The organism is Comamonas sp. MYb21 (assembly GCF_037479395.1).
Lineage (GTDB): Bacteria > Pseudomonadota > Gammaproteobacteria > Burkholderiales > Burkholderiaceae_C > Comamonas.
In genome coordinates this window covers 251,499-276,517 of sequence record NZ_JBBGZC010000001.1, presented here as the reverse complement: position 1 = coordinate 276,517, position 25,019 = coordinate 251,499, and the positions used below count along the sequence as shown (strand labels likewise).

General features: G+C 64.4%; 24 protein-coding genes. 17 read left to right on the top strand and 7 right to left on the bottom strand.

Features of this window, described 5'->3' with window-relative positions; all coding sequences use genetic code 11:
• Positions 1 to 39 precede the first annotated feature (39 nt).
• A complete protein-coding gene (locus WH367_RS01270) occupies positions 40 to 951 on the top strand; it encodes a bestrophin family protein (protein ID WP_339518327.1) in 912 nt (303 codons plus the stop codon).
• Here WH367_RS01270 and WH367_RS01265 read toward each other — a convergent pair.
• The 5 genes from WH367_RS01265 to WH367_RS01245 form a co-directional block, all read right to left on the bottom strand.
• A complete protein-coding gene (locus WH367_RS01265; RefSeq protein WP_339533824.1) occupies positions 914 to 2,362 on the bottom strand; it encodes a sensor histidine kinase in 1,449 nt (482 codons plus the stop codon). The genes WH367_RS01270 and WH367_RS01265 overlap by 38 nt on opposite strands.
• The gene (locus WH367_RS01260) at positions 2,359 to 3,060 is read right to left on the bottom strand and encodes a response regulator transcription factor (RefSeq protein WP_339518325.1); all 702 of its coding nucleotides are present in this window, start codon (positions 3,058 to 3,060) and stop codon (positions 2,359 to 2,361) included. Before WH367_RS01260 ends, WH367_RS01265 begins: the two co-directional genes overlap by 4 nt.
• Before the next feature lie 92 nt (positions 3,061 to 3,152).
• On the bottom strand, positions 3,153 to 4,697 hold the full coding sequence (locus WH367_RS01255; RefSeq protein ID WP_339533823.1) for a tripartite tricarboxylate transporter permease: 1,545 nt from the start codon (positions 4,695 to 4,697) through the stop codon (positions 3,153 to 3,155).
• 24 nt (positions 4,698 to 4,721) lie between these two features.
• Entirely contained in the window at positions 4,722 to 5,159 is a 438-nt protein-coding gene (locus WH367_RS01250) for a tripartite tricarboxylate transporter TctB family protein (RefSeq protein ID WP_043339957.1), read from the bottom strand.
• A 183-nt stretch (positions 5,160 to 5,342) separates the two neighbouring features.
• Positions 5,343 to 6,254 (bottom strand): LysR family transcriptional regulator, encoded by a 912-nt coding sequence (locus tag WH367_RS01245; protein ID WP_339533821.1) that lies wholly within the window; start codon positions 6,252 to 6,254, stop codon positions 5,343 to 5,345.
• Positions 6,255 to 6,375: 121 nt separating this feature from the next.
• On the opposite strand from WH367_RS01245, the gene WH367_RS01240 reads away from it, so the two are divergent.
• From WH367_RS01240 to WH367_RS01170, 15 genes are all read left to right on the top strand, one after another.
• Entirely contained in the window at positions 6,376 to 8,496 is a 2,121-nt protein-coding gene (locus WH367_RS01240) for a 3-hydroxyacyl-CoA dehydrogenase NAD-binding domain-containing protein (protein ID WP_339533819.1), read from the top strand.
• 167 nt (positions 8,497 to 8,663) lie between these two features.
• Entirely contained in the window at positions 8,664 to 9,860 is a 1,197-nt protein-coding gene (locus tag WH367_RS01235) for an acetyl-CoA C-acyltransferase (RefSeq protein WP_021026881.1), read from the top strand.
• A gap of 144 nt (positions 9,861 to 10,004) precedes the next feature.
• Complete coding sequence (locus WH367_RS01230) at positions 10,005 to 11,201, top strand: acyl-CoA dehydrogenase family protein (protein ID WP_339533816.1); 1,197 nt, start codon at positions 10,005 to 10,007, stop codon at positions 11,199 to 11,201.
• A gap of 156 nt (positions 11,202 to 11,357) precedes the next feature.
• Positions 11,358 to 12,515, top strand: a complete 1,158-nt coding sequence (locus tag WH367_RS01225; RefSeq protein WP_339518320.1) for an acyl-CoA dehydrogenase family protein — start codon at positions 11,358 to 11,360, stop codon at positions 12,513 to 12,515.
• Complete coding sequence (locus WH367_RS01220) at positions 12,515 to 13,324, top strand: oxepin-CoA hydrolase, alternative type (RefSeq protein WP_339533814.1); 810 nt, start codon at positions 12,515 to 12,517, stop codon at positions 13,322 to 13,324. Before WH367_RS01225 ends, WH367_RS01220 begins: the two co-directional genes overlap by 1 nt.
• Before the next feature lie 69 nt (positions 13,325 to 13,393).
• On the top strand, positions 13,394 to 14,620 hold the full coding sequence (locus tag WH367_RS01215) for a CaiB/BaiF CoA transferase family protein (RefSeq protein WP_339533812.1): 1,227 nt from the start codon (positions 13,394 to 13,396) through the stop codon (positions 14,618 to 14,620).
• 68 nt (positions 14,621 to 14,688) lie between these two features.
• Complete coding sequence (locus WH367_RS01210; RefSeq protein WP_339533810.1) at positions 14,689 to 15,438, top strand: electron transfer flavoprotein subunit beta/FixA family protein; 750 nt, start codon at positions 14,689 to 14,691, stop codon at positions 15,436 to 15,438.
• Positions 15,439 to 15,481: 43 nt separating this feature from the next.
• Complete coding sequence (locus tag WH367_RS01205; protein WP_339533809.1) at positions 15,482 to 16,414, top strand: electron transfer flavoprotein subunit alpha/FixB family protein; 933 nt, start codon at positions 15,482 to 15,484, stop codon at positions 16,412 to 16,414.
• 436 nt (positions 16,415 to 16,850) lie between these two features.
• The gene (locus tag WH367_RS01200) at positions 16,851 to 17,780 is read left to right on the top strand and encodes a branched-chain amino acid ABC transporter permease (RefSeq protein ID WP_021027913.1); all 930 of its coding nucleotides are present in this window, start codon (positions 16,851 to 16,853) and stop codon (positions 17,778 to 17,780) included.
• Between the two features lie 10 nt (positions 17,781 to 17,790).
• Positions 17,791 to 18,867 (top strand): branched-chain amino acid ABC transporter permease, encoded by a 1,077-nt coding sequence (locus WH367_RS01195; protein WP_021027914.1) that lies wholly within the window; start codon positions 17,791 to 17,793, stop codon positions 18,865 to 18,867.
• A gap of 15 nt (positions 18,868 to 18,882) precedes the next feature.
• Entirely contained in the window at positions 18,883 to 19,662 is a 780-nt protein-coding gene (locus WH367_RS01190) for an ABC transporter ATP-binding protein (protein ID WP_239810913.1), read from the top strand.
• A 2-nt stretch (positions 19,663 to 19,664) separates the two neighbouring features.
• Positions 19,665 to 20,396: an ABC transporter ATP-binding protein gene (locus WH367_RS01185; RefSeq protein ID WP_021027916.1), complete on the top strand. Its 732-nt coding sequence runs from the start codon at positions 19,665 to 19,667 to the stop codon at positions 20,394 to 20,396.
• 450 nt (positions 20,397 to 20,846) lie between these two features.
• Positions 20,847 to 21,494: a DUF47 domain-containing protein gene (locus WH367_RS01180; RefSeq protein ID WP_021027917.1), complete on the top strand. Its 648-nt coding sequence runs from the start codon at positions 20,847 to 20,849 to the stop codon at positions 21,492 to 21,494.
• Positions 21,495 to 21,525: 31 nt separating this feature from the next.
• Positions 21,526 to 22,536: an inorganic phosphate transporter gene (locus WH367_RS01175; protein ID WP_021027918.1), complete on the top strand. Its 1,011-nt coding sequence runs from the start codon at positions 21,526 to 21,528 to the stop codon at positions 22,534 to 22,536.
• A gap of 72 nt (positions 22,537 to 22,608) precedes the next feature.
• Positions 22,609 to 23,541, top strand: coding sequence for an alpha/beta hydrolase (locus WH367_RS01170; protein WP_339533806.1), 933 nt, complete (start codon positions 22,609 to 22,611; stop codon positions 23,539 to 23,541).
• A 14-nt stretch (positions 23,542 to 23,555) separates the two neighbouring features.
• Here WH367_RS01170 and WH367_RS01165 read toward each other — a convergent pair whose 3' ends face one another.
• Positions 23,556 to 24,035, bottom strand: coding sequence for a hypothetical protein (locus tag WH367_RS01165; RefSeq protein WP_339533804.1), 480 nt, complete (start codon positions 24,033 to 24,035; stop codon positions 23,556 to 23,558).
• Between the two features lie 17 nt (positions 24,036 to 24,052).
• Positions 24,053 to 24,580 carry a GNAT family N-acetyltransferase gene (locus WH367_RS01160; protein ID WP_339533802.1) on the bottom strand — a complete coding sequence of 176 codons (528 nt, stop codon included), beginning with the start codon at positions 24,578 to 24,580 and terminating at the stop codon, positions 24,053 to 24,055.
• A gap of 107 nt (positions 24,581 to 24,687) precedes the next feature.
• Between WH367_RS01160 and rpsP the strand changes: the two genes are divergently transcribed.
• Entirely contained in the window at positions 24,688 to 24,939 is a 252-nt protein-coding gene (rpsP, locus tag WH367_RS01155; RefSeq protein ID WP_116927508.1) for a 30S ribosomal protein S16, read from the top strand.
• The last annotated feature ends 80 nt before the right edge of the window (positions 24,940 to 25,019 follow it).

Below are 25,019 nucleotides of genomic sequence, written 5' to 3'. Positions count from 1 at the left end.
TTTCCCCTCGGATAAGCCCCGAGCAGGACAATACCGGCCATGATCGTCCGTCCTCCCTTGCATTGGCTGCGCATGCTGTTTGTGTGGCGCGGCTCCATCCTGCCGGCGATCACGCCGCAGCTGATCCTCATCACCATCCTCGCGGTGGTGGCCACGCTGCTGCACGGCTCCATCCTGAGCTGGAAGGTGCCGCTGAACTTTGTGCCGTTCTCGCTGATCGGCCTGACCCTGGCGATCTTTCTGGGCTTCAGAAACAGCACCTCGTATGCGCGCTTTTGGGAGGCGCGCACGCTCTGGGGGGTGTTGCTGGTCGAGAGCCGGCACCTGGCCGCCCAGGCGCTGAGCCTGACCCAGGACCGCGCACAGACGCGGGTGCTGGTGCTGCGCCTGTGCGCCTTTGCCTATGCGCTCAAGCACCAGCTGCGCGGCAGCGATGCGCGTGCCGATCTGGCGCTCTTCCTGCCGCCAGGCGAGGTGCAGCAGATCAGCGAGGCGCGCTTTCCTGCCGCCATGGCCATGCTGCTGGTGCAGCGCTGGGTGGGTGAGCAATGCCTGCAGGGCCGCATTGCGCCGGCCGTGGTGCCCGTTTTCGAGCAGGCGCTCGCGCGCCTGGGCAGTGCGCTGGGCGGCTGCGAGCGCATTGCCAGCACGCCGATTCCGTTCACCTATTCGGTGATCCTGCACCGCAGCATCTACATCTACTGCTTTTTGCTGCCCTTTGGCCTGCTGGACTCCATCGGCACGATGACGCCGGTGATCGTCTGCTTTGTCGCCTACACCTTCTTTGCGCTGGAGGCGCTGGGCGCCGAGCTGGAGCACCCCTTTGGCATGGAGGCCAATGACCTGGCGCTCGATGCGATGGTCTATGGCATTGAGTCCTCGGTGCTGGAGATGCTGGGCGAGGCCCCGCTGGCTAAGGCTCCCCAGGTGCGCGATTTTGTACTGCACTGAAGACCAGGCTGGCATGCAGTCCTGCGCCCTCTGAGCGCGGCAACAGCCGGAACCGCGCCTGCTGCAGATGGGCCAGCTTGGCCACAATCGCTAGGCCGAGGCCTGCACCCTGGCCGAGCGACTGGCCGCTGGGCCCTTGCTGCCAGCGCTGCATGGCGGCATGGCATTGTTCCTCGCTCATGCCCGGGCCATCGTCGATGACGGCCAGCTCGGCGCTGCAGCCATCGTCGGCGGCCTGCAAGGCCACGGTGACCGACTGGCCGCCGTAGCGCAGCGCATTGAGGATCAGGTTGTCGAGCATGGCCGCGAGCAGGTTGGCATCGGCGGCGATGCGCAGCTGCTCGGCCCAGGCCGTGTCCAGGCCCTCGGCACCCAGGTCGATCCGAGCGCGGCTGGCGGCATCCCAGTGGCGCAGCACCGCCTGCTGCACCTGCTCGGCAGCGGCGACTGGCGCCAGCTGCACGGCGCTGGCCTCATCGCTCAGCGCCAATAGCAGCAGCTGGTCCACCAGGTGGCTGGCACGTGCCACGCTGTCGGAGATGCGCTGCAGTTGCTGCTGCTGCACGGCAGGGTCGGCATGGCCCAGGCCATAGTCGGCCAGCGCCTTGATGCCGGCCAGCGGCGTGCGTACCTCATGGGCCACATTGCCGGCAAACTCGCGCTGGGTCTCGACGTTGTCGGCAATACGGGCGAGCAGCGCATTGGTGGTCTGGCGCAGCTGCTCGATCTCGCGCGTGGTCGCCGGCGCGCTGGGGGGGATGGGCGCCAGGTCCTGGGCATCGCGCCGCGACAGCGACCGTTCCAGCGCAGCGAGCGGCGCCATGTCCTGGCCAATGCGGTGGTGCAGCCACCAGAGCAGCAGGACCAGCAGGGTCAGCTGCGGGATCGCGGCATAGAGGAAGAGGTGCTGGATCAGGCTGTCGCGCACCCGCGTGGTGTGCATCATCACGATGCTCAGCTGCTGCTCGCCCACGGCGCTGCGCAGCGCCACGGCCCGCACCAGCTGACCGTTGTAGAGGGTCTCGCGGTAGCTCACTGGCTCGCTCTCGTCCCAGGGCAAGAGCGGCAGCGGCTCGCCGGCCAGCTGGCTGCCGTCGGCGCGGTAGACGGCGTAGTACACATACTCGGCCTGGTCGAAGAGGGCGGCCTTGAGCTCGCTGTCGGTCAGCTGCAGGGCCACCTCGCCCTCGTCATCGGCGCGCAGGTGCGAGGCTATTGCATAGGCGTCATCGAGCAGCGCGCGGTCAAAGGCACTTTGGGTGAAATGGTTGGCCAGCGCCATCATGAACACGGTGCCCAGCAGCCAGGTCCAGACCAGCGGCCAGCGCACATGGCGCAGCACGCGCATGCGCAGCGATGGCAGCGGGCTGGAGCGGGCCGTGGTGGATGTGGTGGTGGCGGTGGTGCTCATGCGGCATCGCCGCTGTCGGCCTCGATCAGGTAGCCAATGCCGCGCAGCGTGCGGATGGCTGCGCCGCTGTGCTGCAGCTTTTTGCGCAACCGCGAGATAAAGGCTTCGAGCGCGTTGTCGCCCAGCGCATCGTCATAGCCCGAAAGCTTGTCCGACAGGCTGCGCTTGCTCACTGCGCGGCCGGGCGGGCTCATCAGCTCCCAGAGCACTTCGAACTCGCGCGCCGGCAGGTCCAGCGGCTGCGCACCCACGCGAAAGCGCCGGTTGTTGCGCTCCAGGCTGAGCTGGCCCACGGTCGATACATCCTGGGTGCCAATCGCGCGGCGCACCAGCGCGCGCAGCCGGGCCTCGACCTCGGCCAGTTCAAAGGGCTTGCCCAGGTAGTCGTCGGCGCCACTGTCCAGGCCGGCGATGCGGTCCGGGGTCTGGTTGCGGGCGGTGAGCACCAGCACAGGCGTGTTGTCGCCACGGCGCCGCGCCTGCTGCAGCAGGGCCAGGCCGCTGCCCATCGCACTGCCGCGCACGGCGCTGCAAGGCAGGTTCAGGTCGAGCAAGATGGCATCAAAGCGCTGCACCCGCCACCAGTGCTCGGCCGCGCCCAGGTCGGCCGCCTGGTCCACATGGTGGCCCGCATCGCGCAGGCTGCTGACCACCACATCGCGCAGCACCGCGTCGTCTTCAATCACAAGAATTCGCATGGCCCAAGACTAGCAAAAGCAAAGTGGCGCAGCCAGAAAAAAGCCTGTTCCGGCCGGAAGGCTGGAACAGGCGCACACTGGAGTGCAAACGGTCAGGACGATGCCGCAGCGGGTACAGCACTGTCTTGCGCCTGGGCAAAGGCCCGGGCTTCCTTGCGCGATTTGCGCACGCCCGACCAGATGGCCCACAGCAGGATCGCCGCCGTCAATGCCAGCAAGGAGGCGCTGATCGGGCGGTTGAAGAACACCGAGGCATCGCCACGCGAGAGCAGCATCGCGCGGCGCAGGTTTTCTTCGAGCATCGGCCCCAGGATATAGCCCAGCAGCAGCGGTGCGGCCTCAAAGCGCAGCACCATCAGCACATAGCCGATGATGCCCAGCACGGCCACCATGTAGATGTCGAACAGGTTGTTGTTGACGCTGTAGACGCCCAGCGCGACAAACACCAGGATCGCCGGGTACATCCAGGCAAAGGGAATGCGCAGCAGCGCGACCCACAGCCCGATGGTGGGCAGGTTCAGGATCACCAGGAAGATATTGCCGATCGCAAAGCTGACGATCAGCCCCCAGAACAGCTCGGGCTGCTCGGTCATCAGCATCGGGCCGGGCTGGATGCCGTGGATGATCAGCGCGCCCAGCATCACGGCCATCACCGCGTCGCCCGGAATACCGATGGACAGCGAAGGCACAAAGGCGGTTTGCGCAGCGGCATTGTTGGCCGACTCGGGCGCGGTGATGCCTTCGATGGCGCCATGGCCAAAGCGGCTCGGGTCCTTGGCCACGCGCTTTTCAATCGCATACGACATGAAGGACGCAATCGACGGGCCCACGCCCGGCAGGGCGCCCAGGAACGAGCCCAGCGCCGAGCCACGCAGCATCGGCTTGATGGTGTCGCGGAACTCTTCGCGCTCAGGCACCATCGAGCGCAGGGTGACCTTGTCAGGCTTCTGGTTGGCATCGGCCAGGTTGATGCAGCGGATCACCTCGGCCACGCCAAACAGGCCCATCGCCAGTGCCACCAGGTTGACGCCATCCATCAGCTCGGGGATGTCGAAGGAGTAGCGCGCGACGCCCGAGTTCACATCGGTGCCGATCATGCCCAGCAGCAGGCCGAAGACCACCATGCACAGGCCCTTGGTGGCTGAGCCCGCGCTCATCGACGAGGCGGCCACCAGGCCCAGCAGCATCATCGAGAAGAACTCGGTGGGGCCGAACTGCAGGCCGATCTTGGAGATCGCCGGCGAGAACAGCACCAGCAGGATCAGGCCCGACATCGCGCCGACCAGCGAGGCAATCGTCGTGACAAAGAGCGCCACCCCGGCCTTGCCCTTGCGCGCCATCGGGTAGCCGTCCAGGCAGGTCACCGCCGAGGACGGTGAACCGGGCAGGTTCAGCAAGATGGAGGCGGTGGAGCCGCCATACTGCGCGCCGTAGTAGACCCCGGCCAGCATGATGATCGCCGCCGTGGGCGACATATGGTAGGTAAAGGGCAGCAGCAGCGAGATGGCGGCCAGCGCACCGATGCCGGGCAGCACGCCAACGACGGTGCCCAAAAAGACACCCAGGAAGCAGTACCAGAGCGTCGAGGGATCGGCCACCACATTGAGGCCCATCCAGAGGTTTCCAAGCAAATCCATAGAGATCCTTTGTCAGTGCCGGGCTCAGGGCCAGATAGGCAGCGTCATGCGCAGGCCAATGGGAAAAATCACGGTGGTCAGGGCTGCGACGGCCAGGCTCACCAGCAGGCGCGTGCGCAGGCTCATCTTGGTCGCAAGCAGCGCGACCAGGCTGGCCACCAGCGCGGCCAGCGCCACGCCCAGCGGGTAGAGCAACAGCGCAAAGGCCAGCAGGCTGGCCACCGACCAGAACAGGTTGCCCCACTGCAGCACGATGGGGCTGCCCTGGCGCCACCAGGCGGGTATCGCCAGCAGCAGGCCCAGGCCAAACAGCAGCCAGCCCAGCACGACCGGGAAGTAGCCCGGCCCCATGCGATCGGCACTGCCAAAGTTGTATTCGCGCCCGTAGAGCGCAAAGAACAGGCCTGCTGCTGACATCAGCAGGCCGCCGACGATGTCATGGATGTCTCTTGTCATTTTCATTCGGTTCAATCCTGTGTGGTTCCATGCCGGCGCGCATCTTGGCCAGGATGGGCACGCACGCAGGCGCCGCCACCTTAAGGGCGCTTACCTGACGGGAACCTGATTGCAGGGCGCAAGTCGCGCTCGCAGGCGTGCTGCGGGCGACTCGGCGTTGGTATGCGAATGAAGGGGGTGCTGCGCCGCTCAGCCCAGCGCAGGCAGGTTGCCGGCCTGCTGCGACTGCTCCAGCAAAAAGCTGATCATCGTGCGGACGGCCTTGGTCTGGTGGCGGTTGGGCATCCAGAGCAGGTACATGTGGTTGCCAAAAATGCTCAGCCGCCAGTCGCGCAAGGTGGTGACGACCTCGCCGCGCTCGACCTCGGCGCGGATCACATAGTCGGGCACGATGCCCACGCCCAGGCCGGCCATGATGCCCTGGCGCAGAAACGGAAAATGCTCGGAGATAAGGCTGGGCTCGAGCCGGATCTCCTTGCGCAGCTCGCCCTGGTAGGCGCGCACCAGCAGCTGCTTGCCCACCACGCCGCTGGTGATCAGCGGCACATGGCGCAGGTCCTCGGGCTGCTGGGGCAGCATGTTCTGGCCGGCATAGTCGATGCTGGCGCAGGCCACATAGTTCATCTCGCCCATGTGGCGAGCCACCAGGTTGTCCGGCGGCGTGGGCAGCACCCGCACCGCAATGTCCACTTCGTCGCGCACCAGGTTGTCGACCCGGTTCTCAAAGATCACATCGAGCACGATGTCGGGGTAGAGGCGCTTGAAGGCGATCAGCCAGTCGCTCATCACCAGCTGGCCATAGCCGCTGGGAACCGCCAGCCCGACCCGGCCTTGCAGGCCCTTGCCCAGGCTGCGGATGGTTTCGCTGGCGGCGGCCAACTCATTGCGGATGCTGCGGCCATGCTCATACAGGCGCAGGCCCACCTCGGTGGGCTCGACCCGGCGCGTGGTGCGGCGCACCAGCTGCACGCCCACCGATTTCTCCAGCTGGCCCAGGTGGTAGCTGACATTGGCGCGGCTCATCTTGAGTTTGGCAGCAGCGCGGCTGAGGTTGCCGGAGTCGATGATTTCCACCAACAAGGTGAGGGCGTTGTGGTCCATGGGATGCGATTGTCCAAATTCTTTTGACAGTCTGTCAATCCTCTATGTGATTGTCAAATAAGCCTAGTTGCACTGACAATGGTTCGCAACCCGTTTTCGAATGAACAACCAGGAGACATGCATGAGCGCAGAGAACGCTGCGGTGGTGAGCCTTGCCCGCGAAGGGCAGGTATTGGTCGTCACCATCCAGAACCCCCCCGTCAACGCCTTGAGCCAGGCCGTGCGCCAAGGCCTGGCCGATGCCGTGGCCCAGGCGCGCAGCGATGCGCAGGTCCAGGCCATCTTGCTGGTGGGCAGTGGCAAGGCCTTTATTGCCGGTGCCGATATCCGTGAGTTCGGCAAGCCCGCGATGCCGCCCAGCCTGCCCGATGTGCTGGTGCAGCTGGAAAACAGCGACAAGCTCGTCGTGGCCGCCATCCATGGCCCGGCACTGGGCGGCGGCCTGGAAGTGGCGCTGTCCTGCCACTACCGCCTGGCCGTCTCTGGCGCCAAGCTGGGCCTGCCCGAGGTGCAGCTGGGCCTGCTGCCCGGCGCCGGTGGCACGCAGCGCACCCCGCGCCTGATCGGCGTCAAGGCTGCGCTGGATCTGATGCTCTCGGGCCGCCACGCCAGTGCCGAAGAAGCGCTGGCCATGGGCCTGGTCGACCAGGTCGAGCCCGCAGGCAGCGATGCCCGCACGGCCGGCCTGGCTTACGCCAACGCACTGCTGGCGCAAAACGCCCCGGTGCGCCGCACCCGCGAAGCCACCGCGCTGGCCGACAAGGCTGCGTCGCAGGCTGAGCTCGACACCGCCAAGGCCGAGTCGGCCAAGAAAAGCCGGGGCCTGTTCTCGCCGGGCAAGATCATCGAATGCGTGCAAGGCGCGCTGGACCTGCCGTTTGAGCAGGGCATGCAAAACGAGCGCAAGCTGTTTGTGCAGTGCCTGGAGAGCCCGCAGCGCGCCGGCTTGATCCATGCCTTCTTTGCCGAGCGTGAAACCGCCAAGATCCCCGAAGCCAAGGCCGCCGCACCGCGCGCGCTGAACAGCATCGGCGTGGTGGGTGGTGGCACCATGGGCGCCGGCATCACCGTGGCGGCGCTCGATGCCGGCCTGCCGGTGGTGATGGTCGAGCGCGATGCGGAATCCATCGCCCGGGGCCGCGCCAATGTGGAGAAGGTCTACGACGGCCTGATCGCCAAGGGCCGCATGACGGCCGAGAAAAAGGCCGCCATCATGGCGCGCTACAGCGGCAGCACCGACTACGCCGCGCTCGCCCAGGTCGACCTGGTGATCGAGGCGGTGTTTGAAGAGATGGGCGTCAAGAAGGCCGTGTTTGCCGAGCTGGACAAGGTCTGCAAGCCCGGTGCCGTGATTGCCACCAACACGTCCTACCTGGATATCGATGCGATTGCAGCGAGCATCTCGCGCCCGCAGGATGTCATCGGTCTGCACTTCTTCAGCCCCGCCAACATCATGAAGCTGCTGGAGATCGTGGTGCCCGCCAAGGTGAGCGCCGATGTGGTGGCCACCGCGTTCGAGCTGGCCCGCCGCATGAAGAAGGTGCCCGTGCGCGCCGGCGTCTGCGATGGCTTTATCGGCAACCGCATTCTGGCCGTGTACCGCGAGGCGGCCAACTACCTGCTTGAAGACGGTGCCTCGCCCTACCAGATCGACGAGGCGGTGCGCGAGTTCGGCTACCCCATGGGCCCCTTCCAGGTCGCCGACCTGGCCGGTGGCGACATTGGCTGGGCCACGCGCAAGCGCAAGGCCGCCACGCGTGACCCCCAGGCCCGCTATGTGCAGATTGCCGACCGCATTGCCGAAAAGGGCTGGTTTGGCCAGAAGACCCAGCGCGGCTACTACCTGTACCCGCAGGGTGCACGTGTGGGCGAGCAAGACCCCGAAGTGCTGGCGATTGTGGATGCCGAGCGCCAGCGTGCTGGCGTGATGCCGCGCAGCTTCAGCAATGCCGAGATCATGCGCCGCTACATGGCCGCGATGGTCAACGAAGGCGCCAATGTGGTGCGCGAAGGCATTGCGCTGCGTCCGCTGGATGTGGATGTGACCTTCCTCTACGGCTATGGCTTTCCGCGCTTCCGGGGTGGCCCGATGAAGTGGGCCGACATGGTGGGCCTGGACAAGATCCTGGCCGATATCCGCGAGTTCGCCAAGGAAGACGCGCTGTTCTGGACGCCATCGCCCCTCTTGGTGGAGCTGGTGGAGAAGGGCGAAAACTTCGAGAGCCTGAACAAGGCGGCTTGAGCGCCATCGCGCACATCCGGCCCCTCGGGGCCGGCAGTGCAGCCCGGGGCTTTCGCACAGCCAAACCCCGGGTTGCTACATAAAAAATAGCTGTTAGCGCTTGGGTGACAAGCGCTGGCGGCCGTAAAAATCACAATCAACGGTCGCTCAGACCCAAGGAGACATGCATGCGTGAAGCCGTCATCGTTTCGACAGCGCGTACGCCGCTGGCCAAATCCCACCGTGGGGAGTTCAATGTCACGCCCGGTGCGCAGCTGGCGGCCTTTTCCATCAGCGCAGCGGTGCAGCGCGCCGGCATCGACCCGGCGCTGATCGAAGACGTGGTGCTGGGCTGCGGCTACCCCGAAGGGACGACCGGCCGCAATATCGGCCGCCAGGCGGCCGTCCGTGCCGGCCTGCCCGTCAGCGTGGGCGGCACCGTGGTCAACCGCTTCTGCGCCTCGGGCCTGCAGGCGATTGCCTTTGCGGCCGGCCGCATCATTGTCGATGGTGCACCGGCGATGGTGGCCGGTGGTGTCGAGAGCATCTCGCTGATCCGCTCGAGCAACACCAACCCCTCGGATGCTGATCCCTGGCTGGTGGAGCACAAGCCCGACCTGTTCATGGCGATGATCGACACCGCCGATGTGGTCGCCAAGCGCTACGGCATCAGCCGCGAAGACCAGGATGCGTTCTCGCTGCAAAGCCAGCAGCGCACCGCAGCGGCGCAGGCCAATGGCACTTTCGACAACGAGATCGTGCCCTGCGCCACGCGCATGGCCGAGAAGAACAAGGAAACCGGTGAAGTCAGCTACAAGGACGTCACCGCGACCATGGACAACTGCAACCGCCCCTCGACCACGCTCGAAGGTCTGGCCAAGTTGGAGCCCGTCAAGGGCGCGGGCAACTTTGTCACGGCTGGCAATGCTTCGCAGCTGTCCGATGGTTCGGCCGCCTGCGTGCTGATGGAAGCCAAGGAAGCGGCCAAGCTGGGCCTGGCGCCGCTGGGCGCCTTCCGTGGCCTGGCCATTGCCGGCTGCGAGCCCGATGAGATGGGCATTGGCCCGGTGTTTGCCGTGCCCAAGCTGCTGGCGCGCCACGGCCTGACGGTGCAGGATATCGACCTCTGGGAACTGAACGAAGCCTTTGCCTCGCAGGCGCTCTACTGCCAGCGCAAGCTGGGCATCCCGATGGAACGCCTCAACGTCAACGGCGGCGCGATCTCCATCGGCCACCCCTTTGGCATGACCGGTGCGCGCTTGACCGGCCACATCCTGCTCGAGGGCCAGCGCCGCAAGGCCCGGGGCGAGAAACTGAAGTGGGGCGTGGTGACCATGTGTGTGGGCGGTGGCATGGGTGCCGCTGGCCTCTTTGAGATTTTCTGACCCCCCCTGAGGCGCTTCGCGCCTTGCCCCCGGGGACGACGCCGCCGCTGCGGGGCGGCCTCCTGGCTGGGCATCACCCAGATCGCGCAGCGCAGAGTTTGAGATGTGCAGGCCTTGCCTGCCCACGTTAATGAGGAGATAGCCATGGACTTGCAATTCAGTCCCGAAGAAGAAGCGTTCCGCGCCGAAGTACGTGCGTTTCTGAAAGACAACCTGCCCCAGGACCTGGCCGCCAAGGTCAAGGCCGGCCAGCGCCTGACGTGCTTTGACCAGGAAAACTGGCATGCCATCCTGAACAAAAAGGGCTGGCTGGCCTACCACTGGCCGCAGGAGTTTGGTGGCACGGGCTGGTCGCCGGTGCAGAAGTTCATTTTTGACGACGAATGCGCACTGGCCGGTGGCCCGCGCCTGGTGCCCTTTGGCTTGTCCATGCTCGGGCCGGTGCTGATCAAGTACGGCAACGAGGCGCAGAAGAGCCACTGGCTGCCGCGCATCCTCAATGGCGATGACTGGTGGTGCCAGGGTTACTCCGAGCCCGGCGCCGGCTCCGACCTGGCCTCGCTCAAGACCACGGCTGTGCGCCATGGCGACCACTACATCGTCAACGGCCAGAAGACCTGGACCACCCAGGGCCAGCACGCCAACATGATGTTCTGCCTGGTGCGCACCAACAAAGAGGTGAAGTCGCAGCAAGGCATCAGCTTTGTGCTGATCGACATGAATCAGCCTGGCGTCGAAGTGCGCCCCATCCGCACCTTGGATGGCGACAAGGAAGTCAACGAAGTCTTTCTGACCGATGTGAAGGTGCCGCTGGACAACCTGGTGGGCGAGGAGAACAAGGGCTGGACCTATGCCAAGTACCTGCTGACCTATGAGCGCACCGGCATTGCCGGCGTGGGCTTCTCGATGGCCGGGCTGGAAAAGCTCAAGGTGATTGCCCAGCGCGTGCAGCGCAATGGCAAGCCGCTGATTGAAGACCCGCAGTTTGCCACCCGCATGGCCAAGGTCGAGATCGAGCTTTTGAACATGGCCACCACCAACCTGCGCGTGATCGCCTCGGTCGCGGGTGGCGGTGTGCCCGGCGCCGAGAGCTCGATGCTCAAGATCAAGGGCACTGTTGTGCGCCAGGAGCTGCTGTCGCTGATCCGCCGTGCGATGGGACCGTACGCGCTGCCCTTTATCGAAGAGGCGCAGTTTGCCGAATACGCCGACGCGCCCGTGGGCCCCAAGGAGGCGGCCACCGCCGCTGCGGCCTATTTCAACTACCGCAAGCTGTCGATCTTCGGCGGCTCGAACGAGATTCAGCGCAACATCATCTCCAAGATGATCCTCGGCCTATGAAATAAGCCACCCCCTGAGGCGCTGCGCGCCTTCCCCCTGGAAGGGGGACGACGCCTATGCTGCGGGGCGGCCCTTGCTGGCGTCTCACAGCTGTGCCCTGCAGGTTCCAGGCGCTGCGATCTCAGCAAGCGCCATGGTTAGATAAGGAGATTTTTTATGAACTTTCAACTGGATGAAGACCGCCGCATGCTGGCCGATGCGCTGGGCCGCTACCTGAGCGAGCAGTACAGCACCGAGTACCGCAACAAGGCCGCCTATGGCGCCCTGGGCTTTAGCGCCGATACCTACGCCAAGCTGGCTGAACTGGGGGCGATTGGCGCGCTGTTCAAGGAGGCCGATGGCGGCTTTGGTGGCGATGGCGTCGATATCAGCGTGGTGTTCGAGGCACTGGGCACGCACCTGGTCGCAGAGCCACTGCTGGGCGCCCTGCTGGTAGGCCGCGCGCTGACCGAGGCCGGCAGCGAGGCGCAAAAGGCGCAGCTCGAAGGCATCATTGGCGGCGAGACGATTGCCGCGCTGGCGCATGACGAGCCCGCGAACCACTATGAGCTGAACCGCGTGGCCACCACCGCCCAAACCGAGGGCGATGGCTGGGTGCTGAACGGCAGCAAGGCCGTGGTGCTGTTTGGCGACCAGGCGCAGCTGCTGCTGGTCTCCGCCCGCACGGCAGGCGCCGTGGGCGATGAGGCCGGCATCTCGCTGTTCCTGGTGCCGGGCGATGCCGCTGGTATCAGCAGCCGGGGCTATGGCCGCATCGATGGTGGCCATGCCGCCGAGCTGGTGCTGGCCAATGTCAAGGTCGGCGCCGATGCCTTGCTGGGCAAGCTGGGCGAAGGCCATGCGCTGCTCGAACGCATCTGCGGCTTTGGCCTGCTGGCGCTGGCGGCCGAATCGCTGGGCGCGATGGATGTGGCCAAGAACCACACCCTGGAATACCTGCGCACGCGCAAGCAGTTTGGCGTGCCGATCGGCAGCTTTCAGGCGCTGCAGCACCGCATGGCCGATCTGCTGCTCGAAGCCGAGCAGGCGCGCTCGGCCGTCATCAACGCGGCAGCGGCCATCGACAACCCCGACTACCTCGAGCGTGAAAAAGCGCTGTCGGCGGCCAAGTACAGCGTGGGCCAGATTGGCACCCTGATGGCCGAAGAGGCGATCCAGATGCATGGCGGCATTGGCGTGACCTGGGAGCTGCCGCTGGCGCACTACGCCAAGCGCATCATCATGATCGACCACCAGCTGGGCGACATGGACCACCACCTGGCGCGCTACATGGCGCTGCAGGCCCAGGAACGCGCTGCAGCCAAGGCCGCCTGATGACGACCGCCAGCACCGCCACCCCCGCGCTGCTGGCGCGCCGCGAAGGCGGCGTGCTGGTGCTGACCAACAACAACGAGGCGGCGCGCAATGCGCTGTCGCCCGACTTCTACCTGGGCCTGACCGCAGCGCTCCAGGACGCAGCGACCGACCCGGCCGTGGGCGCGATTGTGCTCACCGGTGCCGGTGGGCATTTCTGCTCCGGTGGCGATCTGCGCCGCATTGCGACGCGCCGGGACCAGCCCGCAGAAAAGCGCCGCGAGCTGCTCGAAGGCCTGCATGACCTGGTGCGTGCGCTGCGCAACTGCCCCAAGCCGGTGGTGGCCGCAGTCGAGGGTGCTGCCGCAGGCGCGGGCCTGTCGCTGGCGCTGGCCTGCGATATGTTGGTGGCTGCGCGCAATGCGGCGTTCTCGGTCGCCTATGTGAAGGTGGGGCTGTCGCCCGATGGTGGCGCCACGGCCTTTTTAGCCGAGCACCTGTCGCGCCAGCTGCTGACCGAGCTGTGCCTGAGTGGCGACCGGGTCAGCGGCGAGCGCATGCAGCAGCTGGGCCTGGTCAACCGCCTGGCCGAGCCGGGCGATGCGCTGGCCCAGGCCATCGCGCTGGCCGCGCAACTGGCCGATGGCCCCTTGCAGGCGATGGCCAGCATCAAGTCGCTGTGCCGCGCTGCCTATGACAACAGCCTGGAAGCGCAGCTGGACATGGAGGCCGAGTTGATGGTGCAGGCACAGGGCACGCCCGAGTCGGCAGAGGGCATTGCGGCCTTTCTGGAAAAGCGCACCGCCAACTACCTGGCGCTGCGCCGCTGAGATGGACCGAAAAAAGTGACGCCGGGTGGGCCCGTTTTGCGGCCGCCCCGGTGATCCGAGGAGACAAGTATGCGTGAGCAAGAGAACGCCGCGGCTCTGCCGCTGGCGGGTGTCAAGGTCCTGGACCTGTCCCGTGTTTTTGCCGGCCCGCTGTGCGGCCAGGTGCTGGGCGACCTGGGGGCCGAGGTGATCAAGGTCGAGCACCCCAAGCGGGGTGACGACACCCGCGACTGGGGCCTGCGCATTGGCAAGACCGAGACCACCTACTACAACAGCATGAACCGCAACAAGCGGTCCATCACGGTGGATCTGCAAAAGCCCGAAGGCCTGGCGCTGATCCTGGAGCTGCTGCCGCAGTTCGATGTGGTGATCCACAACTTCAAGCATGGCGGCGCAGACAAGCTGGGCCTGGGCTACGAGGCACTGAAGGCCTTGAAGCAGGACATCATCTATTGCAGCGTGACCGGCTATGCCACCGACACCGAGGAAGCGGCCCGCCCGGGTTATGACATTTTGGTGCAGGGCGAGGCTGGCTTGATGGCGATGAACGGCGAGGCCTCGCAGCCGCCACTGAAGTTTGGCGTGGCCGTCGTGGACCTGATGACCGGCATGAGCGCCGCCCAGGCCGTGCTGGCCGCGCTGTTTGCCCGCGAGCGCACGGGCCAGGGCCGCAAGATCGACATGGCGCTGTTTGACAACGGCGTCAGCATCACCGGCTACTACGGGCTCGATGCGCTGTTCATGGGCAAGGACCCGGAGCGCTTTGGCAATGCCCACCCCTCGATCGTGCCCTATGGCATGTTCGAGGCGGCCGATGGCCCGCTGATCATTGCGGTGGGCAACAATTCGCAGTTCGAGCGCTTCTGCCGCGATGTGATCGAGCGCCCCGACCTGGCCGACAACCCCAAATACGCCACCAACGTGGAGCGCGCCAAGGACCGCAAGCTCTTGCTGCCGCTGATGATCGAGACCATCCGCAGCTTCCCGCGTGCGCTGTTGATCGAGCGGCTCAATGCCTGCGGCGTGCCTTGCGGCGAGGTGCTGGGCCTGCACGAGGCGCTGACCTCCGAGCGCGTGCAGCAAGCCGGCCTGGTGCAGAACATGCCCCACCCGGTGGCCGGCCACACCGCCGTGCTGGCGCCGCCTATCCGCATGGATGGCCAACGCCTGCCGATTCGCCGCGCGCCGCCCACACTGGGTGAAGGTACACGCGAAGTGCTGCAAAATCTGCTGCGTTTGAGTGATTCGCAACTGCAGGCACTCCAGGCGCAAGGCGTGCTGACCTTGCCCGATTGATACCGTGGCCCGCAGGCGGCAAGCGACGCCGCAGCGGGCCCAGAGTTTATTGTTAGAAAGCTGAGACTATGAAAGTACTGGTACCCGTCAAACGCGTGGTGGACTACAACGTCAAGGTGCGCGTCAAGAGCGATGGCTCGGGAGTGGACATTGCGAACGTGAAGATGTCGATGAACCCCTTTGATGAAATCGCGGTGGAAGAGGCCGTGCGTTTGAAGGAAAAGGGCGTGGTGACCGAGATCATCGCCGTGAGCTGCGGCGTGACCCAGTGCCAGGAGACGCTGCGCACGGCGATGGCCATTGGTGCCGACCGCGCCATCCTGGTGGAAACCGCAGAAGAGCTGCAGCCCCTCGCTGTCGCCAAGCTCCTGAAGGCCCTGGTCGACAAAGAGCAGCCGGGTCTTGTGATCTGCGGCAAGCAAGCCATTGACGACGACGCCAACCAGACCGGCCAGATGCTGGCAGCGCTCGCTGACCTGCCCCAGGCCACGTTCGCCTCCAAGGTCGAAGTCGCGGGCGACAAAGTCAATGTGACGCGCGAAGTGGACGGCGGTCTGGAGACCCTGTCTCTGTCCCTGCCCGCTGTCATCACCACCGACCTGCGTCTGAACGAGCCACGCTACGTCACCTTGCCCAACATCATGAAGGCCAAGAAAAAGCAGCTCGACACGTTGAAGCCAGAAGACCTGGGTGTGGATGTGAGCCCGCGCCTGAAGACCTTGAAGGTGCAGGAACCCGCCAAGCGCGGCGCCGGCGTGAAGGTGCCCGATGTGGCCACCTTGATCGACAAGCTCAAGAACGAAGCCAAAGTCATCTGACTTTGACCCGACACCTGACACATTGAATGGAAAGACGATAGACATGACCGCTCTCGTTATTGCAGAACACGACAACCAAACGATCAAGACCGCCACGCTCAACACCGTCACCGCAGCCCTGGCTTGCGGCGGCGATGTGCATGTGCTGGTAGCGGGCGAAGGGGCTGCAGCTGCAGCCCAGGCCGCAGCCCAGATCGCCGGCGTTGCCAAAGTCATCCTGGCCGATGGCCCGGCGCTGAAAGACGGCCTCGCTGAAAACCTGGCCGCGCAAGTGCTGGCCATTGCCGGCAACTACAGCCACATCCTGGCACCCGCTACCGCCTCGGGCAAGAACGTGGCGCCACGCGTGGCAGCCAAGCTCGACGTCGCCCAGATCAGCGACATCACCAAGGTGGTGAGCGCCGACACGTTTGAGCGCCCCATCTACGCGGGCAATGCCATTGCCACCGTGCAGTCGATCGATGCGACCAAGGTCATCACCGTGCGCGGCACCGGCTTTGATGCAGCCGCAGCCACCGGCGGCTCGGCTGCGGTCGAGAACGCAGCAGCGGTTGCTGACAGCGGCAAGAGCAGCTTTGTGGGCCGCGAAGTGACCAAGAACGACCGCCCGGAACTCACGGCCGCCAAGATCATCGTCTCCGGTGGCCGCGCACTGGGCAGCGCCGAGAAGTTCAACGAAGTGATGACCCCGCTGGCCGACAAGCTGGGCGCGGCCATTGGCGCGAGCCGCGCAGCGGTGGACGCGGGCTACGCGCCCAACGACCTGCAAGTGGGCCAGACCGGCAAGATCGTCGCGCCCCAGCTGTATGTGGCAGCGGGCATCTCGGGCGCCATCCAGCATTTGGCCGGCATGAAGGACTCCAAGGTGATCGTGGCGATCAACAAGGACGAAGAAGCGCCGATCTTCAGCGTGGCCGACTATGGCCTGGTGGCCGATCTGTTTGAGGCTGTGCCTGAGATGGCCAGCAAGCTCTAAACGCTGATCCAGCTCTACGTAGAACGCGGCCCAGGCCGCGTTTTTTTATGCCTGTTCGCAAGCCTGTGTATTTGGTTGTTTATGCAACTGAAAGCCGATATAGGTATTTACACCAGTGTCCCAACCGCGAGACGCAGCCACTTATTTGATTATTGTGTTTGCGGCATCAATTGTAAAAAGTGTGTGGCGATTCGTTGAATCGATACCTAGTAAATTCCCTAGGTGATCGCTGCGGTGTCACCTGTATTCATGCGGTTTTCGCATGGGTCACTAGGGAAAGCGCTAGCGGGGTAGTCGCCAAAAAACCGAGGTCGCGTCTATAGAATTGTTTCGATCCGCATAAAACTGTTATCGCGGTTAGAGGCGGCTGCATCGCGGGAGACCCCCGTTTCATGCAGTTTTCGCTGTTGTGGTTCCAAGCTGAAGGGTTGGTTGTATGGATATTTTGCTGCAGCAGATCATTAATGGTCTGGTATTGGGCAGCATGTACGCTTTGATAGCCTTGGGCTACACCATGGTGTACGGCATTATTCAATTGATTAACTTCGCGCACGGCGAAGTGCTGATGATAGGGGTGCTGACCAGCTGGAGCATCATCGGCGTGATGCAGGAGGCCATGCCGGGAACGCCGGGCTGGGTCATCTTGCTGATAGCGACGCTCATTGCCTGTGTGGTGGCGGCGGTGCTCAATTTCACGATCGAGAAGCTCGCCTACCGGCCGCTGCGCAACAGCCCGCGCCTGGCGCCGCTGATCACCGCAATCGGCATGTCGATCCTGCTGCAGACCTTGGCGATGATCATCTGGAAGCCCAACTACAAGCCCTATCCGACCTTGCTGCCGATGGAGCCCTTTGACCTGGCCGGCGCAGTGATCACGCCGACCCAGATCCTGGTGCTGGGCGTGACGGCCGTGGTGCTGGCGGTATTGATGTACCTGGTGAACTACACCCGCCTGGGCCGCGCGATGCGGGCCACGGCAGAGAACCCCCGCGTGGCGGCGCTGATGGGCATCAAGCCCGACATGGTGATCTCGGCCACCTTTGTGATCGGTGCGGTGCTGGCGGCGATTGCCGGCGTGCTCTGGGCCTCGAACTACGGCACGGCGCAGCACACCATGGGCTTTTTGCCCGGCCTCAAGGCCTTTATTGCGGCGGTGTTTGGCGGTATCGGCAACCTGGCCGGCGCCGTGGTGGGTGCGATGATTCTGGGCCTGGTCGAAGCCATTGGCGCGGGCTACATCGGCCAGCTCACCGGTGGCGTGCTGGGCAGCCAGTATGTCGATATCTTCTCGTTCATCGTGCTGATCATCGTGCTGACGCTGCGCCCCTCGGGCTTGCTGGGTGAGCGGGTGGCCGATCGGGCTTAAGGGGAACCGCATGAAGAACAACAAAGCACAGTTCATTGTGGGCGCGATTGCGCTGCTGGTATTGCCGCTGATCTTGCAGTCCTTTGGCAACGCCTGGGTGCGAATCGCCGACCTGGCACTGCTCTATGTCCTGCTGGCCCTGGGCCTGAACATCGTCGTGGGCTTTGCCGGCCTGCTGGACCTGGGCTATGTGGCCTTCTACGCGGTGGGCGCCTATATGCTGGGCCTGATGGCCTCGCCCCACCTGGCCGAGACCTTTGAAGGCTTCAAGGCCATGTTCCCCAATGGCCTGCACACCTCCATCTGGCTGGTGATACCGCTCGCCGCCTTGCTGGCGGCGATAGCGGGGATGATCTTGGGCTTTCCGGTGCTCAAGCTGCGCGGGGACTACCTGGCCATCGTGACCCTGGGTTTTGGCGAGATCATCCGGATCTTCATGCTGAACCTGGACCAGCCCGTCAACATCACCAATGGGCCCAAGGGCCTGGGCCAGATCGACTCGATCAAGATCTTTGGCTTTGACTTTGCCAAGCCGCTGGAGATCGGCAGCTACACGGTCTCGTCGGTCACCTTGTACTACTACCTGTTCCTGCTGCTGGTCGTGGCCAGTGTGGTGATCTGCTACCGCCTGCAGGATTCGCGCATTGGCCGCGCCTGGATGGCCATCCGCGAGGACGAGATTGCTGCCAAGGCCATGGGCATCAACACCCGCAACCTCAAGCTGATGGCCTTTGGCATGGGTGCCACGTTCGGTGGCGTGTCCGGCGCGATGTTTGCCGGCTTCCAGGGCTTTGTCTCGCCCGAGTCCTTCAGCCTGATGGAGTCGATCATGATCGTCGCCATGGTGGTGCTGGGCGGCCTGGGCCATATCCCCGGCGTCATTCTGGGCGCCGTGCTGCTGTCGGCGCTGCCCGAGGTGCTGCGCTATGTGGCCGGCCCGCTGCAACAGATGACCGATGGCCGTCTGGATGCCTCCATCCTGCGCCAGCTGTTGATTGCGGTGGCGATGATCGTCGTGATGCTGCTGCGCCCACGCGGCCTGTGGCCCGCACCCGAGCATGGCAAGAGCGCGATCCAGAAAGACTGAGCAGGAGAGACGAGCATGACGAATACACAAGCTCCTGCACTCAAGGTGGCAGGTATTTCCAAGCGCTTTGGCGGCTTGCAGGCCCTCTCGGATGTGGGTCTGACCATCGAGCGCGGCCAGGTCTATGGCCTGATCGGCCCCAATGGCGCGGGCAAAACCACGTTCTTCAATGTGATCACCGGGCTGTACACGCCCGACAGCGGCAGCTTTGAGCTGGCTGGCAAGCCCTATGAGCCCAAGGCCGTGCACCTGGTGGCCAAGGCCGGCATTGCACGCACGTTCCAGAACATCCGTCTGTTCTCCGACATGACGGCGCTGGAGAACGTGATGGTGGGCCGCCATGTGCGCAGCCATTCGGGCCTTTTGGGCGCAATCTTTCGCACGCCGGGCTTCAAGGCCGAGGAGCGGGCCATTGCCGAGCGTGCCCGCGAGCTGCTCGCCTATGTGGGCATCGAGCGCTATGCCGATTACAAGGCGCGCACCTTGTCTTATGGCGACCAGCGCCGCCTGGAGATTGCCCGCGCGCTGGCCACCGACCCGCAGCTGATTGCGCTCGACGAACCGGCCGCCGGCATGAATGCGACCGAGAAGGTGCAGCTGCGCGAGCTGATCGACCGCATCCGCAACGACAACCGCACGATCTTGCTGATCGAGCATGATGTGAAGCTGGTGATGGGCCTGTGCGACCGGGTGACGGTGCTCGACTACGGCAAGCGGCTGGCCGAAGGGTCCCCGGCCGAGGTGCAGAAAGACGAAAAAGTGATTGAGGCCTATCTGGGCACCGGAGGACACTGAGCATGGTTGACAAGACATCCAACCCCGTACTGCTGAAGGTGCGTGGGCTGAAAGTGGCCTATGGGGGCATTCAGGCCGTCAAGGGCGTCGATTTCGAGGTGCATGAGGGCGAGCTGGTATCGCTGATCGGCTCCAATGGCGCGGGCAAGACCACGACGATGAAGGCGGTGACGGCCACCCAGGCCATCAATGACGGGCAGATCGAGTTCCTGGGCGAGAACCTCAAGGGCCGGGGCGCCTGGGACCTGGTGGCCAAGGGCCTGGTGATGGTGCCTGAAGGGCGCGGCGTCTTCACGCGCCAGACCATCACCGACAACCTGATGCTGGGCGCCTACCTGCGCAAGGACAAGGCCGGCATCCAGGCCGATATCGAGAAGATGTTCAATATCTTCCCGCGTCTGCGCGAGCGCAAGGACCAGCTGGCGGGCACCATGTCCGGCGGCGAGCAGCAGATGCTGGCGATGGCGCGCGCGCTGATGGCCCAGCCCAAGCTGCTGCTGCTCGACGAGCCGTCGATGGGCCTGTCTCCCATCATGGTGGACAAGATCTTCGAGGTGGTGCGCGATGTCTATGCGATGGGCGTGACCATCGTGCTGGTGGAACAGAACGCCAGCCGCGCGCTGGCCATTGCCGACCGGGGCTATGTGATGGAGTCGGGCATCATCACGATGACCGGCCCAGGCCAGCAGCTGCTGGCCGACCCCAAGGTGCGTGCCGCCTATCTGGGTGAATAGCGGCAGCGCGCATGCACTCCCCAAGCACTGCCTGGCAGTGCTTTTTTTATTGCTGCCGTTTGGCGCGCGCATTTGGCCATCGCCCCGCAAAAACACGGTGGGAGCTGATGGCGGCAAGCGCAAGGTAGCGCGCTTTGGGAGACAGCGCCAGCGCTGCCGTTCTCCCTCTGTAGCGGGCACGGCGGGCAGGGCGCGGGCTGCGCTGTTTTCGGCGTGGCGACCTCAAATGCGACAAAGAAATGACAATTGCATTTAAAATTGGTGAATTTTGCAGTGCAGCAATGCGCCGTGAATGACAGATTTTGCGCACTGCAAACCGCTGACACCGCTGGCAATTCAAGGAGTTGCAGGGTGGCGGCAGGGCCAGGGAGCCGGGGCTGACAAGCCAGATTCCGGCCGGGTGTGCGCAGGTTTTTCCCTTTTTTGCATTGAAACCGAATAGGTGCACCCATGCTCTTTGGCAAACTCTTGCCGCGCGAAGGCAATTTCTTCGAACTGTTCAACCAGCACGCCGACCGCATCGTTGAAGCGGCCCACGCGTTCTCCCAACTGGTGGCCAATTACAACGACCCCCATCTGCGCGAAAAATACAACCAGGACGTGGACAATGCCGAGCGCGCAGCCGACCGCGTGACCCACGAGGTCAACCGCACCCTGCACAAGACCTTCATCACCCCCATCGACCGTGAACAGATCCACTCGCTGATCAACACCATGGACGATGTGGCCGACCTGATCCAGGACTCGGCCGAGACCATGGCGCTCTACGACGTGCGCCACATGACCGAAGAAATCACCCGCCTGACGGACCTGAGCGTCAAGTGCTGCGAGCGCGTGCGCGATGCCGTCAAGATGCTCGACCGCATTGCCGATCCCTCGACCACCGAGGCGGCCATCAAGACCTGCGAGGAGATCGACCGCCTCGAGAGCGATGCCGACCGCGTGATGCGCTCGGCGATGAGCAAGCTGTTCCGCGAGGAGCCCGATGTGCGCGAGGTGATCAAGCTCAAGGCCATCTACGAGCTGCTCGAGACCATCACCGACAAGTGCGAGGATGTGGCCAACCACATCGAAGGCATCATCCTGGAAAACTCCTGATCCTTTGCAGCAAGCAGGAGACTGAACTTCCATGGAACCGATGCAAACAGCCCTGTGGGTGATTGTCGTGCTGGTGGCGCTGGCCATCTTGTTCGACTTCATGAACGGGTTTCATGACGCGGCCAACTCGATTGCGACCGTTGTCTCTACTGGCGTGCTCAAGCCCACCCAAGCGGTGGTGTTTGCGGCATTTTTCAACTTTGTGGCGATCTTTGTCTTCCACCTGAGCGTGGCGGCGACCATCGGCAAAGGCATTGTTCACCCGGGCATTGTCGACACCCATGTGATCTTTGGCGCCCTGGTGGGCGCCATCGCCTGGAACCTGATCACCTGGTACTACGGCATCCCGTCGAGCTCCTCGCATGCGCTGATCGGCGGCATCGTGGGCGCGGTGATTGCGAAGGCGGGCTCCGGTGCGCTGGTTGCCAGCGGCATCTGGAAGACCGTGGCCTTCATCTTTGTCTCTCCGGTGCTGGGCTTTTTGCTCGGCTCGATCATGATGGTGATCGTGGCCTGGCTGTTCCGCCGCACCACGCCGGGCAAGGTGGACAAGTGGTTCCGCCGCTTGCAGCTGGTCTCTGCCGGTGCCTACAGCCTGGGCCACGGCGGCAATGATGCGCAAAAGACCATCGGCATCATCTGGCTGCTGCTGCTGTCCACCGGCTACGCATCGCCCAATGATGCCGATCCTCCTGCCTGGGCCATCATCTCCTGCTACGCGGCCATTGGCCTGGGCACGATGTTTGGTGGCTGGCGCATCGTCAAGACCATGGGCCAGAAGATCACCAAGCTCAAGCCCGTCGGCGGCTTCTGCGCCGAAACCGGTGGCGCAATGACCTTGTTCATCGCCACTGCGCTGGGCATCCCCGTGTCGACCACGCACACCATCACCGGCGCCATCGTCGGCGTGGGCTCCACCCAGCGCATGAGCGCGGTGCGCTGGGGTGTGGCCGGCAATATCGTCTGGGCCTGGGTGCTGACCATTCCGGCCAGCGCCTTTGTGGCGGCCTTTGCCTACTGGGTGAGTCTGCAGCTCTATTGACAGTGGCGGTGCGATAGCCAAAAGGCGGCTGGCGGATATGATCTGCCAGCCGTTTTGTTTTTTGGCCAAGGCATGACCGACCCCGCACTGACCCCTTCGATCTTTTCGCTGCATCCGCTGGCCTGGGTTGCGGCTGTGCTGGCCGCCTTGCTGCTGGCGGTGCTGGCGCTGGCCTGGTGGCTGGCAGGCTGGTTGAGCCAACCGTACCGCCCAGAGCTGGGCGCAGTACCGCAAGAACTGGGCGCTACCGCCGTGGAGATCGCCACGGCGCAAGGCATGGTGCGGGGCTGGTATGCGCCAGGCACCCCTGGCCAGGGCGCCGTGCTGCTGCTGCATGGCGTGCGTGCCGACCGGCGCGCGATGCTGTCCCGGGCGCTGGCGCTGCATGCGCGCGGCCATGGGGTGCTGCTGATCGATCTGCCGGCCCATGGCCAAAGCGATGGGGAGATGCTGTCCTTCGGGCCGCGCGAGGGCCTGGGCATTGCCGCTGCGCTGGCCTGGTTGCAGGCGCAGCAGCCTGCAGAGAAGGTGGGAGTGATTGCTGCCTCGCTGGGCGGCGCTGCGCTCCTGGTGTCCGATCTGTTGCAGCCGCCCGATGCCGTGGTGCTCGAAGCCGTGTTCCCCAGCATGGAGGCCGCTGTGGACAACCGGGTGCGTGCGGTGCTGGGCCCCTTGGCCCCGTTGGCGCCGATCGCCACCCCCTTGCTGCTGTGGCAGATGCCGCTGCGGCTGGGCCTGGACCCGTACCAGCTGCGGCCTATTGACCGCCTGGCGGCCTGGAGCCGGCCGGTGATGGTGCTGGGCGGCACCGAAGACCGCTACACCCCACCCGCTGAAACCCGGCAGATGGCGGAGGCGGCAGGCCAGGCCCATCCGGGGCCGCAGGCGCTGCAGCCGCTATGGCTGGTGCCGGGCGCGGCCCATGTGGACCTGTACCAGTTTGCGCCGCAGGCCTATGAGGCGCAGGTGTTTGGCTTTCTCAGCGTGCATCTGCAGTCGCACTGACCTTCACCAACCTTTTACTGCGAAATCTTGCGAGCTTCCTCGATCTGGTACTGGAAGTAGTGCTCAAAGCTGTAGGCCAGGCTGGCCATCAGGATCGTGGTGCCGATCAGGAGCGAAGCCACAATGCCGAAGATCGTCAGCCAGCGGGTGCGGCCGGGCAGCGCGTCTTCGGGCAGGCCGGGGTTGTGGCGGGCATTCCACTTGTCGGGCGCCATCAGCCCGTAGACGATAGCCGTCAATGCACAGGCGGCAATGGTAAAGCCCAGCAGCGGCACCAGAACCCAGCTGACCTGGTCGTCGATGCCATGGCTGGCAATGCGCTCCATGCCGTACAGGCCCAGCGCCGTGGGAATGGGCAGCATCCAGCCAATCAGGTCACCCAGGCCATGCAGGTAGAAGCGGTGCAGGCCCAGCGGCCCCCCCAGAAAAGCCAGCCAGGTGGCCAGGGTCTTGCTCTTGCTACGCGGCATTGCGTGGGTGATGGGGTGGCTCATAGGGCGGGTGGGGTGGTTTAGGTGGTGGGGGCGCTGTTGTCTCCATCGCCCAGGGTTTTTTCCATCATCACAATATCCAACCAGCGGCCAAATTTCCAGCCCACTGAGCGCATCACGCCCACCTGGCTAAAACCGGCTGCGCGGTGCACGCCGACCGAGCCGAGGTTGTTCGAGTCCCCGATTACGGCGATGAGCTTGCGCACACCGGCGGCTTCGCAGTGTTCGATCAAGGCATTCATCAACAGCCGCCCCAGGCCCCGGCCATGTTGTCCATCGGCCACATAGATCGAATCCTCGGCCGAGAAGCGGTAGGCCGGCCGGGCCTTGAACCAGTTTGCATAGGCATAGCCCAGGATCTGGCCATCGTCGTCCTCCGCCACCAGGTAGGGCAGCTCGCGCGACAATACCTCGTCGCGGCGCCGGGTCATTTCTGCTTCGCTGGGGGCCTCGGTCTCGAAACTGCCCGTGCCATGCAGCACATGGTGGGCATAAATGCGGGTCAGCGCGGGGATGTCATCGGGGGTACTGGTACGAACACTTGGCATGGTTGAAAGAAGTTTGTATAATTTGCGGCTTTACTGCGTGTCGCTGGCCGGGTGGCTAGTTGCGTGTCTCAAACGTGGTAAGAAAACTAACCACCCGAAGGATTATTATGGTCGTTATTCGACTCTCCCGCGGCGGCTCCAAGGCCCGTCCGTTCTACAACATCGTCGTTGCTGACAAGCGCGTGCGCCGTGACGGCTCGTTCATCGAGCGCGTGGGTTTCTACAACCCACTGGCCAAGGAAGGCGTTGAAGGCCTGCGCGTTGCTCTGGACCGCGTGGCTTACTGGAAGAGCGTTGGTGCTCAGGCTTCCACCACCGTGGACCGTCTGGTCAAGCAAGCTGCTGCCAAGGCTGCTTAATTTGCCTCTCTCATCACGGCTGGTGCTCCGGTACCATTCGTGCATGCGGGCCGCTGCTGCGATGAGCACTGCGGCCCGTT

Coding starts and splice junctions, on each gene's coding strand:
- WH367_RS01195 (WP_021027914.1), top strand. CDS start 17,791: ATGAAGAACAACAAAGCACAGTTCATTGTGGGCGCGATTGCGCTGCTG.
- WH367_RS01210 (WP_339533810.1), top strand. CDS start 14,689: ATGAAAGTACTGGTACCCGTCAAACGCGTGGTGGACTACAACGTCAAG.
- WH367_RS01255 (WP_339533823.1), bottom strand. CDS start 4,697: ATGGATTTGCTTGGAAACCTCTGGATGGGCCTCAATGTGGTGGCCGAT.
- WH367_RS01235 (WP_021026881.1), top strand. CDS start 8,664: ATGCGTGAAGCCGTCATCGTTTCGACAGCGCGTACGCCGCTGGCCAAA.
- WH367_RS01175 (WP_021027918.1), top strand. CDS start 21,526: ATGGAACCGATGCAAACAGCCCTGTGGGTGATTGTCGTGCTGGTGGCG.
- WH367_RS01225 (WP_339518320.1), top strand. CDS start 11,358: ATGAACTTTCAACTGGATGAAGACCGCCGCATGCTGGCCGATGCGCTG.
- WH367_RS01185 (WP_021027916.1), top strand. CDS start 19,665: ATGGTTGACAAGACATCCAACCCCGTACTGCTGAAGGTGCGTGGGCTG.
- WH367_RS01270 (WP_339518327.1), top strand. CDS start 40: ATGATCGTCCGTCCTCCCTTGCATTGGCTGCGCATGCTGTTTGTGTGG.
- WH367_RS01170 (WP_339533806.1), top strand. CDS start 22,609: ATGACCGACCCCGCACTGACCCCTTCGATCTTTTCGCTGCATCCGCTG.
- WH367_RS01190 (WP_239810913.1), top strand. CDS start 18,883: ATGACGAATACACAAGCTCCTGCACTCAAGGTGGCAGGTATTTCCAAG.
- WH367_RS01230 (WP_339533816.1), top strand. CDS start 10,005: ATGGACTTGCAATTCAGTCCCGAAGAAGAAGCGTTCCGCGCCGAAGTA.
- WH367_RS01240 (WP_339533819.1), top strand. CDS start 6,376: ATGAGCGCAGAGAACGCTGCGGTGGTGAGCCTTGCCCGCGAAGGGCAG.
- WH367_RS01200 (WP_021027913.1), top strand. CDS start 16,851: ATGGATATTTTGCTGCAGCAGATCATTAATGGTCTGGTATTGGGCAGC.
- WH367_RS01220 (WP_339533814.1), top strand. CDS start 12,515: ATGACGACCGCCAGCACCGCCACCCCCGCGCTGCTGGCGCGCCGCGAA.
- WH367_RS01265 (WP_339533824.1), bottom strand. CDS start 2,362: ATGAGCACCACCGCCACCACCACATCCACCACGGCCCGCTCCAGCCCG.
- WH367_RS01165 (WP_339533804.1), bottom strand. CDS start 24,035: ATGAGCCACCCCATCACCCACGCAATGCCGCGTAGCAAGAGCAAGACC.
- WH367_RS01250 (WP_043339957.1), bottom strand. CDS start 5,159: ATGAAAATGACAAGAGACATCCATGACATCGTCGGCGGCCTGCTGATG.
- WH367_RS01180 (WP_021027917.1), top strand. CDS start 20,847: ATGCTCTTTGGCAAACTCTTGCCGCGCGAAGGCAATTTCTTCGAACTG.
- WH367_RS01215 (WP_339533812.1), top strand. CDS start 13,394: ATGCGTGAGCAAGAGAACGCCGCGGCTCTGCCGCTGGCGGGTGTCAAG.
- rpsP (WP_116927508.1), top strand. CDS start 24,688: ATGGTCGTTATTCGACTCTCCCGCGGCGGCTCCAAGGCCCGTCCGTTC.
- WH367_RS01160 (WP_339533802.1), bottom strand. CDS start 24,580: ATGCCAAGTGTTCGTACCAGTACCCCCGATGACATCCCCGCGCTGACC.
- WH367_RS01245 (WP_339533821.1), bottom strand. CDS start 6,254: ATGGACCACAACGCCCTCACCTTGTTGGTGGAAATCATCGACTCCGGC.
- WH367_RS01205 (WP_339533809.1), top strand. CDS start 15,482: ATGACCGCTCTCGTTATTGCAGAACACGACAACCAAACGATCAAGACC.
- WH367_RS01260 (WP_339518325.1), bottom strand. CDS start 3,060: ATGCGAATTCTTGTGATTGAAGACGACGCGGTGCTGCGCGATGTGGTG.